Source organism: Allokutzneria albata (assembly GCF_900103775.1).
GTDB classification, from domain to species: domain Bacteria; phylum Actinomycetota; class Actinomycetes; order Mycobacteriales; family Pseudonocardiaceae; genus Allokutzneria; species Allokutzneria albata.
Map to the genome: position 1 here is coordinate 6,983,828 of NZ_LT629701.1, position 12,109 is coordinate 6,995,936.

Below are 12,109 nucleotides of genomic sequence, written 5' to 3' on the forward strand. Positions count from 1 at the left end.
CTCACTCCCAGCGGAACAGCGCCGCCGCGACCGAACCCAGCACTGCCGCGGTCACGGCCAGCACCAGCACGAAGTGCGGCTGCAGGCCGGCGCCGGACCAAGTGTCGCGCAGCGTCTGCAACGCCGCCCCCAACGGCGTGTAGTCGCTGATCGCGGCGAGCCAGGACGGCATCGTCTCCTTCGGCGTCCACACCCCGGCCAGGAACATGCTGGGGAAGAACAGCACCATCCCCGCCGCGGTCGACGCCCGCGCTGTCGGGGCGAGCGCGGCCACCACCAGGCCCAGCGAGAACAGCGCCGCGATGCTCAGGGCCAGCGCCGCCGCGAACTGCAGAACGCTCGCGGGCAAGGGGATGTCGAGGGCGAGGTGGCCGGCGACGACGATCACCGATGTCGACACCAGCGCGGTGCCCGCACCCACCGCGATCTGCGCGACGAGCACCATCGCCGGGTGCGCGGGTGTCGCCTGGAGCCTGCGCAGGACGCCCTTCTCCCGGTACGTCGCCAGGTAGGTCGGCAGGGAGTTGAAGGACAGCGTGGCCAGCGCCAGCGCCAGCGCGATGGAGGCGACGAAGTACGCGGCCTTCAACCCGTCGGGGTCGGGCCCGGGCGCCCCGCCGTCGCGGAACTGCAGCCCGATCGCCAGCAACAGGAACACCGGCAGCACGAGCGCGAACAGCGGCGAGACCTTGTCCCGCAGGAACAACTTCGCCTCGGTCAGGGTGAGCTTGCCCAAGCCGTTCACTGGTTTCCTCCGGTCAGCGTCACGTAGGCCTCGTCGAGCGTCGGCTGGTCCAGCCGCAGGTCCGCCACGAGCACGTGCTCCCTGGCGAGCAGCGCGGTCACCTCGTCGGCGAACCGGCCGGTCCCGGTGACCACGACCTGCGACCCGGCCCGGACGACCTCGCGCACCCCCGGCAGCGGCGCGAGGGCGCTCTCGTCGAACCCGGCGACCGGGCGGAACCGCAGGCGCCGCTCGGCGAACGTGCTCTCGACCAGGCCCGCGGGCGTGTCCAGCGCGACGACCCGCCCCTTGTCGAAGATCGCGACGCGGTCGCACAGCCACTCCACCTCGTCCATGAAGTGGCTGACCAGCACGACCGTCACCCCCGTCGCGCGCATCTCGGAGATCAGGTTCCAGGTGGCCCGGCGCGCCTGCGGGTCGAGCCCGGTGGTGAGCTCGTCCAGGAACGCGACCTTCGGGTTGCCGACCAGGGCCAGCGCGATGAACAACCGCTGCTTCTGGCCCCCGGAGAGCGCGGAGAACCTGGCGTTGCGCTTGTCCGCCAGACCCCACTGCTCCAGCAGCTCCCGCCAGTCGCGCGGGTCGCGGTAGAAGGAGGAGTAGAGGTCCAGCGCCTCCCACACCTTGATCAGCTCGGGCAGTTGGGACTGCTGGAGCTGGACCCCGACGACCTCGCGCAGCTCGCGATCGTCCTTGGCCGGGTCGAGCCCGAGCACCCTGATCGTGCCGGAGTCGGGGCGCCGCAAGCCTTCGACGCATTCGACCGCCGTCGTCTTGCCCGCCCCGTTCGGGCCGAGGATGCCGAAGATCTCTCCCTCCTCGACGGAGAAGGAGACATCGCGCAGTGCCACGTGGTCGCCGTAGCGCTTCCCGAGGCCGCTCACTTCGATGATGGACATGTGACCAGCCTGCGGCCTGGCTGAGCTGCGCGAATCGACCGCGCGGCCCCGGATCGGCGGGGCGGTGGTGGAGGGCGGATCCACCGTTCGGTTGATGTTCAGCGGCCCAGGACCGTGCGCAGCGCCGCTTCGAGATCGCCTTCTCCGCGCCAGGCGACGAACCCGTCCGGCCGCACCAGCACGGCTCCGCGGGTGCTCACGCCGTACCGGGCCGGGTCTTCCACCCGGTGCACCGGCAGCTCGACTCCCAGTGCCTTCGCGGCTTCGGTCGCCTTCGTGTCCCAAGTGGACTCGTCGGCCAGCAGGACGAAACCGCGACCGAAAATGTCCACAGTGGACTTGTCGTGGGGGACGTGCGAGCCCGGGCGCCCGGTCGGTTCCGCCGGGTTCTCGAACAAGGCCCCGTCCTCGTCGGCCTCGCGCACGATGGCGCCGTCGGGATAGCGGTAGCCGAGGATCAACTCCGCGGGGTCGATCGGCTCGGCCTCGGTCCCGTCCGCGAGGTGCGGGCTGTTGCGCCGCACCATGTTCGCGTACTGCTGCTCGACCAGGACTTCGGAGTAGGGCCGTCGTTCGGCGTCGTGGCTGTCCAGCAACCCTTGCCCCGCTTGGCCTTTCACCACCATCGCCAGCTTCCACGCGAGGGAGAAGCCGTCCATGATCGCGCTGTTGCCGCCCATCGCGCCGTGCGGCGGCATGGTCCGGACGGCATCGCCGATCAGCTGCACGCGCCCGGCTCCGAACCGGTCGGCGACCAGCGCCGACGTCGTGGTCTTGCTGTTGCACGCCAGCAGTTTCGGCTCCAGGTCCGGCCGCCCGGTGGCGATGCGGATCAGCTCGGTCCACCGCTGCTCGTCGATGTCGTCGACCTCGCCGACGCCGAAGGTGAAGCGGTTGCGGTCGTCGGTGCTCGTGAACGCGCCACCGCCGCCCGGCAGTTCGGGGTTCCGGAGGTAGAACAACAGGTTCCGGCCGTCGAAGTCCGCACCGAGGTCGGCCTCGAACACCGCGTTGACGCCCTCGCCGAGCACGCCGCGCCCGTGCCTGCCGATGCCCAGCCACTCGCGGACCGGGCTGCGGTGGCCGTCGGCGGCCACGACGTGGTCGGCGCGCACCTCGCGGGCGGTGCCGGTGATCAGGTCGCGGATGACCACCGTGACTCCGTCGGCGTCCTGCTCCAGTGACTCGGCCTTCGTCGAGAACCGCACGTCCGCGCCGAGTTCCCGGGCCCGCTCCAGCAGGATGACCTCGGCCTTCTCCTGGCTGACGTTGGCCCACGCGTTGCGGCTGAACGCGCTGAAGTCCGGCGTCTCGCCCGCGAGGATCGTGTGGAACACCGGCCCGGACGTGGTGGCCGCGATCTTGATCGTGAAGCCGGGGTCCGCGGGCTGCGCGGCGAGGAAGGCGTCCTCGACGCCCGCGATCCGCAGTGCCTGCATCGTGTGGGGGAACTGGCCCCGCGCCTTCGGGTGTCGTGCCGTGCCCGCGTGCTTCTCCACGACCAGCGCCCGCACCCCGTGCAGGCCGAGGAACATGGCGGCGGACAGCCCCGCGAGACCGGCTCCGATGATCAACACCGGCGCGTGTTCCCGCTCCATTCCGACCCTCCTGTCGTACGATGGTCCCGTCAGTCGGATATCTCAATCTGTCGGATATCTCGATGGATCGAAGTATTGGGTCGGGAGGGGTCGATGTCAAGCGGTGCGTCGTCGTCGCGTGCGGAGCTGCTGGCCGAGATGGAGTCGGTCATGCGGGACAACGCCTCCAGGGGGTTGCTCATGCACCAGGCGATAGCCGACCGCTTCGGGCTCGGCCCGACCGACATCAAGTGCCTCGACCTGGCCCGCGAGGAGGAGAACCTGACCGCGGGCAGGCTCGCCGAGATCACCGGGCTGAGCACCTCCGCGGTGACCGCGCTGCTGGACCGGCTGGAGAAGGCCGACTTCATCCGGCGCCGCCGCGACCCGAGCGACCGCAGGCGGGTGTTCGTCGTCTCGACCGGCAGGCGGGAGGCGGAGACCGCGCGGGCGTTCGCGCCGCTGCGCGAGCTGATGCTGCGCGGGCTGGAGGGCTACAGCGAGGACGAGCTGCGGCTGATCCGCGACTTCCTCCGGGGCATCACCGACGGGGTGACCGAGATCGTCCGCCGGTACCGGGCTGAAGGCCCTTGAAGTCGGGTGGCACGTCCGGAGCGGCCAGCATCACACTGGCCGGGTCAGGCGGTGGGCGCGCATAGCAGTACGCTTGTCCCGCTTGCACCGTCGCGAGAGGAGCCCTTCGCCGTATGAGCAAGATCAAGGTTCAAGGCACTGTCGTCGAGCTCGACGGCGACGAGATGACCCGGATCATCTGGCAGTTCATCAAGGACAAGCTGATCCACCCGTACCTCGACGTGAACCTCGAGTACTACGACCTGGGCATGGAGCACCGGGACGCCACCGACGACCAGGTCACCATCGACTCGGCGAACGCCATCAAGCGGCACGGCGTCGGCGTCAAGTGCGCCACCATCACGCCGGACGAGGCGCGGGTCGAGGAGTTCGGCCTGAAGAAGATGTGGCGCAGCCCGAACGGCACCATCCGCAACATCCTCGGTGGGGTCGTCTTCCGCGAGCCGATCATCATCTCCAACATCCCCCGGCTGGTGCCGGGCTGGACGCAGCCGATCATCATCGGCCGCCACGCCCACGGCGACCAGTACAAGGCGACCGACTTCAAGGTCCCGGGCCCGGGCACGCTGACCGTGACCTTCACGCCCGAGGACGGCTCCGAGCCGATGGAGTTCGAGGTCGCCCGGTACCCGGAGGGCGGCGGTGTCGCCCTGTCGATGTACAACTTCCGCAAGTCCATCGAGGACTTCGCGCGCGCGTCGTTCAGCTACGGCCTGCAGCGCAACTACCCGGTCTACATGTCGACCAAGAACACGATCCTCAAGGCCTACGACGGCATGTTCAAGGACGTGTTCCAGGAGATCTTCGACGCCGAGTTCAAGGCCGACTTCGACGCCAAGGGCCTGACCTACGAGCACCGCCTCATCGACGACATGGTCGCCGCGGCCATGAAGTGGGAGGGCGGCTACGTCTGGGCGTGCAAGAACTACGACGGTGACGTGCAGTCCGACACCGTGGCCCAGGGCTTCGGCTCGCTCGGCCTGATGACCTCGGTGCTGATGACCCCGGACGGCAAGACCGTCGAGGCCGAGGCCGCGCACGGCACGGTGACCCGGCACTACCGCCAGCACCAGGCGGGCAAGCCGACCTCCACCAACCCGATCGCGTCCATCTACGCCTGGACCAGGGGCCTCGCGCACCGCGGCAAGCTGGACAACACCCCCGAGGTGATCGGCTTCGCCAACTCGCTGGAGCAGGTCGTCATCGAGACCGTGGAGAGCGGCAGGATGACCAAGGACCTGGCCCTGCTGATCAGCAAGGACCAGCCGTGGCAGACCACCGAGGAGTTCCTGGCCTCGCTGGACGAGAACCTGCAGAAGAAGATGGCCTGATCGTCTTCCGCGTGCCTCCAGGGCCGTCCCCGATCCCGGGGGCGGCCCTCACGCGTTGTGTCCCGGCTGCCCCCAACGGGTGGAGTCGGCCGGTTGCCCGGGTGCACTTGGCGCGCTGATCTTCGCAGCTCAGGCGGGCAGGGGCTATACCAGGAAGAGGCTCTGGTTTCTGATCTTCCAGGGACCCGATCTTGGAGGAACCGTGTTCCTGTTCCTACGTCCACTCCTGCTCATCGGCGCGGCCGTCGCGGGCTTCATCGTGCTCTCCAACATGGGCGCGGCGCCCAAACCACCCGAACTCACCGGCGGCGCCCAGCGCTGCGACTTCAAGGTCACCGCGGACCTGCTCAACGTCCGGACCGGGCCGAGCACCCAGCACCCGGTCGCGGCCAAGCTGCGCCGCGACGCGCTCACCCCGGGCACGGTCGAGCTGGACAACGGCTTCCGCAAGATCGGCAACGAGCGCTGGGTCGCCGACCAGTACCTGAGCCCGGACAAGCTCAACACCTGCCGCTGACCAGGGCGGGCATGACATGGTGAGGGCATGTCCCTGTTCGACGGCACGACGCTGGCCACCTACGTGGCCGCGTGTTTCGCGCTCGTCCTCGTGCCCGGTCCCGCGCAGGCCCTGGTGCTCGTGCGCACCGCGAACGGCGGGCGCCGCGCGGGCGTGCTGACCACGCTCGGCCTCAGCATCGGCACGCTCGTGCACACGGCGGCCGCCGCGGTCGGGCTCTCCGCGCTGCTCGCGAGCTCGGCCGTGGCGTTCTCGGTCCTCAAGTACCTCGGTGCGGCGTACTTGGCCTACCTCGCCTACCGCGCGTGGCGGGACGGCGCCCGGCCGGTGGAGTTCACCGCGGCCGGGCTGCCCGGCCGCAAGGTGTTCACCAGCGCCGTGCTGACCGGCGTGCTCAATCCGAAGACCGCGCTGTTCTTCCTGGCGTTCCTCCCGCAGTTCGTGCACCCGGAACGCGGGTGGGTGGTGCTCCAGTTCCTGGTGCTCGGTCTGGTCCTGGCCGTGGTCGGCGTGCTGACCGACTGCGTGCTCGCGGTCGCGGCGGGCGCGCTGACCACCCGGCTCAACCGGAACCGCCGATTCCACCAGTGGCGCCAGCGGGTGACCGCGACCGTCTTCCTCGCCCTCGGCGTCCGCTTGGCCCTGACAGAGCAGTCCTGACCTGAAAGTGGTGTCGGGGCGCGGGGTTACGCTCGCCCCGTGCTGACTGTGTCGAGCGTGAACGTCAACGGCATCCGCGCCGCCGCGAAGAAGGAGAACGGACTCGTCGAGTGGCTGGCGGCCACGTCGGCGGACGTGGTCTGCCTCCAGGAGGTCCGGGCCGAGCCGGGGCAGATGCCCGCCGAGGTGCGCGAGCCGGAGGGCTGGCACGTCGTGCACGCCCACAGCGACCAGAAGGGTCGCGCGGGCGTCTCGATCCTCACCAGGGAGCAGCCGGAGGCGGTGCGGATCGGCTTCGGCAGCAAGGAGTTCGAGCACAGCGGTCGCTACGTCGAGGTGGACCTGCCCGGCCTCACCGCGGCCAGCCTCTACCTGCCCAGCGGTGACGTCGGCACCCCGCGCCAGGAGGAGAAGGAGCGCTTCATGGAGGCGTTCCTGCCCTACCTGGTGAAGCGCAAGCGCGCGGCGAAGCGGCAGGGGCGCGAGGTCCTGGTGTGCGGTGACTGGAACATCGCCCACCGCGAGATCGACCTGAAGAACTGGAAGGGCAACCAGAAGGAGTCCGGGTTCCTGCCGGAGGAACGCGCGTGGATGGACCGCGTCTTCGACGAGGCGGGCTACGTCGACGTGTTCCGGAAGGTGCACCCGGAAGGGCCCGGCCCGTACTCGTGGTGGTCCTACCGCGGCAAGGCTTTCGACAACGACTCCGGCTGGCGCATCGACTACCAGATCGCCACGCCCGGCCTGGCGGAACGGGTGAAGGAAGCGCGGATCGAACGCGCGGAGACCTATGCGGCGCGCTGGTCCGACCACTCACCGGTGACGATCACGTACGACTTCCCCTGACCGCTGAGGGGAAGCCGCACGCGACCGGAGGCCCCGCAGACCTCGCCGTGCACACATCGCCGTCGCACCCGGACGCGGTGGCCGACGCCGTGCCGGGCAACGCGAATTCCCCGTTGGTCATAGAACTTTGCGGGCGGAGACGGGGCGAACGCCGACGGCGCTCGCGTCCGGAAACTGCTGCGACAACAGGGAATCCGCTGAAGTGTCCCGCGTTCACGGGTCGACCTCGAACCTGCGCAGGACGTGGCCGTAGCCGACGTGCCGGTCCAGCGGACGGGCGATCACGCACACGCCGGTCTCCACGTCCAGCCGCACGGTGAAACGCTTGGCGGCCTTGTGCGGTGGCGCCTGCACGTGCCCGCGCGCGCCGTCCAGCAGCGGGCAGCACGGGCAGAGCGGGTCGTAGTCGTCGGTCGGCTGGACCACCGCGTCCAGCATCTTCCGACCACCGGAGCTGATCACCGCGAGGTGCTTGAACCGTAACGGCCCCGGCAGCGTCTCCGGGTCCTCGCCCGGCCAGGACCAGCCGAAGCCGTCCGCGAGCTCACGCGGCGCCAGCAGCGAGGGCCCGTGGTAGCTGTCCCACATCGGCACGCCCAGCCGGGGTTCGAGCAGGTCCTCACCCGGCTCCCGGTCCACCCAGTCGCCGTCGGTCCAGTCCGCCACCCGCACCCAGCCCTCGCGGGTCAGCTCGATCCGCTGGCGGCGGTCCCTGACGTCGTCCCGGAACACGTCGAGCTCGAAGCGCAGCCGCGACCAGCCACGGGGGGTCTCCCTGGCCAGCCTGCGGAACAGTGCGGTCTCGGTCACACTTCGCGACTCTGCCCCAGGGATGCCCGCCGGGCGAGGACGACGCACCGGAATGAGCTGAAGTGGTGATCATCGCAGGGAAAATCGGCGTAACGCCCACCTAGGGTGTCCAACGTGAGCGAAACTCAGCGGCCCGAGCCGGTGCCCACTGACGCGGCCGTGCGCCGAGCCCTCCGCAGGGCCCGGGACGGCGCCACCCTCGATGTCACCGAAGCCGCCGTGCTGCTCTCGGCGCGCGGCGAGCACCTGGACGAGCTGCTGGCGGCCGCGGGCACGGTCCGCGACGCGCACCTCGCCGCCGAGGGGCGGCCCGGCGTGGTGACCTACAGCCGCAAGGTGTTCATCCCGCTCACCCGGCTCTGCCGGGACCGCTGCCACTACTGCACCTTCGCCACCGTTCCGCACCGCGTGCCCGCGGCGTTCCTGGAGCGCGACGAAGTGCTCGCGATCGCCCGCGAGGGTGCCGCGGCGGGCTGCAAGGAGGCGCTGTTCACCCTGGGGGACCGGCCGGAGGAGCGGTGGCCGCAGGCGCGGGAGTGGCTCGACGCGCGCGGTTACTCGTCCACCGTGGACTACCTGCGGTCGGTGGCCATCGCGGTGCTGGAGGAGACCGGGCTGCTGCCGCACCTCAACCCGGGCGTGCTGAGCTGGGAGGAGTTCCAGCGGCTCAAGCCGGTCTCGCCCAGCATGGGCATGATGCTGGAGACCACGGCGACGCGGTTGTGGAGCGAGCCGGGCGGCCCGCACTACGGCAGTCCGGACAAGGAACCGGCGGTCCGCCTCCAGGTGCTCACCGATGCCGGACGCGTCGGTGTTCCCTTCACCACGGGCATTCTCATCGGCATCGGGGAGAACCTGACCGAACGCGCCGAGTCGCTGCTGGCGATCCGGCAGAGCGCGCGCCAGTACGGCCACATCCAGGAAGTCATCGTGCAGAACTTCCGCGCCAAGCCCGACACCGCGATGCGCGGGATGCCGGACGCGGACCTGCACGAGCTGGCCGCGACCGTGGCCGTCGCGCGGTTGCTGCTCAGCCCGGGCGTCAGCGTTCAGGCTCCGCCGAACCTGATCGGTGAGGAGCACGAACTGTTGCTGCGCGCGGGAATCGACGACTGGGGCGGGGTTTCGCCGATCACCCCGGACCACGTCAACCCGGAGCGCCCGTGGCCGCACATCGACGCGCTCGCCGCACGCACCTCGGCCGCCGGGTTCGAACTCCGGGAAAGGCTCACCGTCTACCCGCGCTACGTCAGGGCGGGCGCGCCGTGGATCGACCTGCGCGTGGCCGGACACGTCGGCGCGCTCGCGGAACCGGACGGGCTGGCGCGAGCCGGGGCGATCCCGGTCGGCAGCGACTGGCAGGAGCCGGACGGCGGCCTGGAGTCCAGTGGCCGCACCGATCTGCACGCCAGCATCGACACCGAAGGCCGCACGGGGGACCGGCGAACGGACTTCGACAACGTCTACGGAGACTGGAACGAGCTGCCCGTCATCGCCGCGCCCGAGCGGCTGGACGGCGACGTGCGCGCCGGGCTCAAGATCGCAGAGTCGGACCCCGCAGCCCTGCTCGACGAAGCGAACTCCGTTGCGGCGCTTGCCTTGTTCACCGCGGAAGGCACCGCGCTGGAGGAACTGGCCAAGCTCGCCGACCAGCTCCGCGCGAGCGTCGTCGGCGACGACATCACCTACGTGGTGAACCGGAACATCAACTTCTCCAACGTCTGCTACGTCGGCTGCCGGTTCTGCGCCTTCGCCCAGCGCGAGCGCGACGCCGACGCCTACCGGCTCTCCGCGGAGGAGGTCGCCGACCGCGCCCAGGAGGCGCACGAGGCCGGTGCCACCGAGGTCTGCATCCAGGGCGGCATCGACCCCAGGCTGCCCGTGACCGGCTACGCGGACCTGGTGCGCGCCATCAAGGCCAGGGTGCCCGGCATGCACGTGCACGCCTTCAGCCCCATGGAGATCGTCAGCGGCGCGACCAAGGCCGGGGTCAGCGTCGAGGAGTGGCTGACCGAGCTGCGCGACGCGGGGCTGGACACGATTCCCGGCACTGCCGCGGAGATCCTCGACGACGAGGTCCGCTGGGTGCTGACCAAGGGCAAGCTGCCCGCGAAGACCTGGATCGAGGTGGTCAGCACCGCGCACCGGCTGGGCATCCGGTCCAGCTCCACGATGATGTACGGCCACGTCGACCACCCCGGCCACTGGCTGGGACACCTGCGCACGCTGGCCCGCATCCAGGACGAGACGGGCGGGTTCACCGAGTTCGTGCCGCTGCCGTTCGTGCACCGCAGCGCGCCGATCTACCTCGCGGGCCTGGCCCGTCCAGGGCCGACGCTGCGGGACAACCGGGCCGTGCACGCGATGGCCCGGCTCGCACTGCACGGTCGCATCCCCAACATCCAGTGCTCGTGGGTCAAGCTCGGCGACGAGGGCACCGCGCACATGCTCCGCGGCGGCGCCAACGACCTCGGCGGCACGCTGATGGAGGAGACGATCAGCCGGATGGCCGGCTCCGAACACGGTTCGGCGCGTACGGTCGAGCAGCTGCGGCGGATCGCGGCCTCGGTCGGGCGGAGGGCGCGGGAGCGTACCACCACCTATCTGCATTCATGATCCAAATGGGGGTGGCGCGCCCTCAAACCGTGACCGCTACGCTCAGCCGCCGTTACCAACGCGTTGCCTGACACCTCTCCACCCGGGACGGCGCGTTGGGTAGTTTCTCGGCCGTGTCCGTGGTTTCCCCCACAAGGGCGGGGAACCTCCGTCAAGGAGGCACTTGAGTTGCGCAGCCGGATCGCTCGACGTGCAGCGCGTTTGTCCACCGTGCCCGCCGCCGCGCTGGTCGGCGTCCTCACGGCGGGCGAAGCGTCCGCGCACGGGGCGCAGATGAGCCTGGCCGCACCCGGTCTCTCCGCGAGCCTGGTGCCGATCACCGCCGTTTCCCTCGGCATCGGGGGTCTGCTGCTGGGCATCGTCCGCCGCAAGAAGAACATGGCGGTCATCGACCCGGCCAACGAGCGCCGCGAGCCCGAGATGGTGGGATCGGCCGCTCCCCGCTGACGGGTTCTGCGAGAATCCTCGTCGTGGCAAGCCCGACGCAGACCCAGGACCAGGCCGCCCGTCGGCCGAGGGTGCTCTCCGGCATCCAGCCGACCGCCGACTCGTTCCACCTCGGCAACTACCTGGGCGCGTTGCGGCAGTGGGTGGCCATGCAGGACACCCACGAGGCGTTCTACTGCGTGGTCGACCTGCACGCGATCACCGTCGAGCAGGACCCGAAGCAGCTGCGCCGGCGCACCAGGGTCTCCGCCGCCCAGCTGCTCGCCCTGGGCATCGACCCGGCCCGCTCCACGCTGTTCGTGCAGAGCCACGTGCCCGAGCACGCGCAGCTGGGCTGGGTGATGCAGTGCCTCGCCGGGTTCGGCGAGGCCAGCCGGATGACCCAGTTCAAGGACAAGTCCGCCCGTCAGGCCGCGGACCGGGTCAGCGTCGGCCTGTTCACCTACCCGATCCTGCAGGCCGCGGACATCCTGGTGTACCGGGCGAACGAGGTGCCGGTGGGCGAGGACCAGCGGCAGCACCTGGAGCTGACCCGGGACCTGGCGCAGCGGTTCAACTCCCGCTACGGCAAGACCTTCGTGCTGCCCGAGGCCTACATCGTCAAGGACACCGCCAAGATCTACGACCTGCAGGACCCGACGTCGAAGATGAGCAAGTCGGTGCCCGCGGGCGTGGTCGAGCTGCTGGACGAGCCCAAGGCCAGCGCGAAGAAGATCCGGTCGGCCGTGACCGACCTGGAGCGCGAGATCCGCTACGACACCGAGAAGAAGCCGGGGATCAGCAACCTCCTGGTGATCTACTCGGCGCTGTCCGGGCGCGCCATCTCCGAGCTGGAGCAGGCCTACGAGGGCAAGGGCTACGGCGACCTGAAGAAGGACCTCGCAGAGGTGGTCACCGACTTCGTCACCCCGGTGCGCGAGAAGGTCCGCGCCTACCTCGACGATCCGGCCGAGTTGGACAAGATCCTGTTGGTCGGGGCAGAACGCGCCCGTGAGGTGGCGTCCAGGACGCTGGAGGCCGTGTACAAGCGGATCGGCTTCCTCCCGCCGGCGGGCTGATCTGCGGGC

Annotated in this window: 12 protein-coding genes; 8 read left to right on the top strand and 4 right to left on the bottom strand. The window is 70.1% G+C overall.

Annotation, left to right across the window (positions count from 1 at the left end):
- Nucleotide 1: 1 nt before the first annotated feature.
- The 3 genes from BLT28_RS31965 to BLT28_RS31975 form a co-directional block, all read right to left on the bottom strand.
- Nucleotides 2–745, bottom strand: coding sequence for an ABC transporter permease (locus BLT28_RS31965; RefSeq protein WP_030426957.1), 744 nt, complete (start codon nt 743–745; stop codon nt 2–4).
- Nucleotides 742–1,644 carry an ABC transporter ATP-binding protein gene (locus BLT28_RS31970; protein ID WP_030426956.1) on the bottom strand — a complete coding sequence of 301 codons (903 nt, stop codon included), beginning with the start codon at nt 1,642–1,644 and terminating at the stop codon, nt 742–744. The genes BLT28_RS31965 and BLT28_RS31970 overlap by 4 nt, the downstream gene beginning before the upstream one ends.
- Nucleotides 1,645–1,742: 98 nt before the next feature.
- Nucleotides 1,743–3,242: an FAD-dependent monooxygenase gene (locus BLT28_RS31975; protein ID WP_030426955.1), complete on the bottom strand. Its 1,500-nt coding sequence runs from the start codon at nt 3,240–3,242 to the stop codon at nt 1,743–1,745.
- Nucleotides 3,243–3,335: 93 nt separating this feature from the next.
- On the opposite strand from BLT28_RS31975, the gene BLT28_RS31980 reads away from it, so the two are divergent.
- The 5 genes from BLT28_RS31980 (at nt 3,336) to BLT28_RS32000 (ending at nt 7,169) form a co-directional block, all read left to right on the top strand.
- Entirely contained in the window at nt 3,336–3,815 is a 480-nt protein-coding gene (locus BLT28_RS31980; RefSeq protein ID WP_030426954.1) for a MarR family winged helix-turn-helix transcriptional regulator, read from the top strand.
- Between the two features lie 113 nt (nt 3,816–3,928).
- Nucleotides 3,929–5,146, top strand: coding sequence for an NADP-dependent isocitrate dehydrogenase (locus BLT28_RS31985; protein ID WP_030426953.1), 1,218 nt, complete (start codon nt 3,929–3,931; stop codon nt 5,144–5,146).
- Nucleotides 5,147–5,348: 202 nt separating this feature from the next.
- Nucleotides 5,349–5,663 (top strand): SH3 domain-containing protein, encoded by a 315-nt coding sequence (locus tag BLT28_RS31990; RefSeq protein WP_030426952.1) that lies wholly within the window; start codon nt 5,349–5,351, stop codon nt 5,661–5,663.
- 27 nt (nt 5,664–5,690) lie between these two features.
- Nucleotides 5,691–6,323: a LysE family translocator gene (locus BLT28_RS31995; protein WP_043810080.1), complete on the top strand. Its 633-nt coding sequence runs from the start codon at nt 5,691–5,693 to the stop codon at nt 6,321–6,323.
- 39 nt (nt 6,324–6,362) lie between these two features.
- Nucleotides 6,363–7,169: an exodeoxyribonuclease III gene (locus BLT28_RS32000; RefSeq protein WP_030426950.1), complete on the top strand. Its 807-nt coding sequence runs from the start codon at nt 6,363–6,365 to the stop codon at nt 7,167–7,169.
- A 213-nt stretch (nt 7,170–7,382) separates the two neighbouring features.
- Here BLT28_RS32000 and BLT28_RS32005 read toward each other — a convergent pair whose 3' ends face one another.
- The gene (locus tag BLT28_RS32005) at nt 7,383–7,979 is read right to left on the bottom strand and encodes a hypothetical protein (protein WP_030426949.1); all 597 of its coding nucleotides are present in this window, start codon (nt 7,977–7,979) and stop codon (nt 7,383–7,385) included.
- 114 nt (nt 7,980–8,093) lie between these two features.
- Here BLT28_RS32005 and BLT28_RS32010 point away from each other — a divergent pair, with 114 nt between their 5' ends.
- The 3 genes from BLT28_RS32010 to trpS all read left to right on the top strand — a co-directional run bounded on the left by BLT28_RS32010 (nt 8,094) and on the right by trpS (nt 12,100).
- Nucleotides 8,094–10,595 carry a bifunctional FO biosynthesis protein CofGH gene (locus tag BLT28_RS32010; protein ID WP_407638771.1) on the top strand — a complete coding sequence of 834 codons (2,502 nt, stop codon included), beginning with the start codon at nt 8,094–8,096 and terminating at the stop codon, nt 10,593–10,595.
- Nucleotides 10,596–10,763: 168 nt separating this feature from the next.
- Complete coding sequence (locus tag BLT28_RS32015; RefSeq protein ID WP_156050437.1) at nt 10,764–11,042, top strand: hypothetical protein; 279 nt, start codon at nt 10,764–10,766, stop codon at nt 11,040–11,042.
- A gap of 23 nt (nt 11,043–11,065) precedes the next feature.
- A complete protein-coding gene (gene trpS / locus BLT28_RS32020; protein WP_030426946.1) occupies nt 11,066–12,100 on the top strand; it encodes a tryptophan--tRNA ligase in 1,035 nt (344 codons plus the stop codon).
- Nucleotides 12,101–12,109: the final 9 nt, after the last annotated feature.

Coding starts and splice junctions, on each gene's coding strand:
- BLT28_RS31970 (WP_030426956.1), bottom strand. CDS start 1,644: ATGTCCATCATCGAAGTGAGCGGCCTCGGGAAGCGCTACGGCGACCAC.
- BLT28_RS31975 (WP_030426955.1), bottom strand. CDS start 3,242: ATGGAGCGGGAACACGCGCCGGTGTTGATCATCGGAGCCGGTCTCGCG.
- BLT28_RS31980 (WP_030426954.1), top strand. CDS start 3,336: ATGTCAAGCGGTGCGTCGTCGTCGCGTGCGGAGCTGCTGGCCGAGATG.
- BLT28_RS31985 (WP_030426953.1), top strand. CDS start 3,929: ATGAGCAAGATCAAGGTTCAAGGCACTGTCGTCGAGCTCGACGGCGAC.
- BLT28_RS31995 (WP_043810080.1), top strand. CDS start 5,691: ATGTCCCTGTTCGACGGCACGACGCTGGCCACCTACGTGGCCGCGTGT.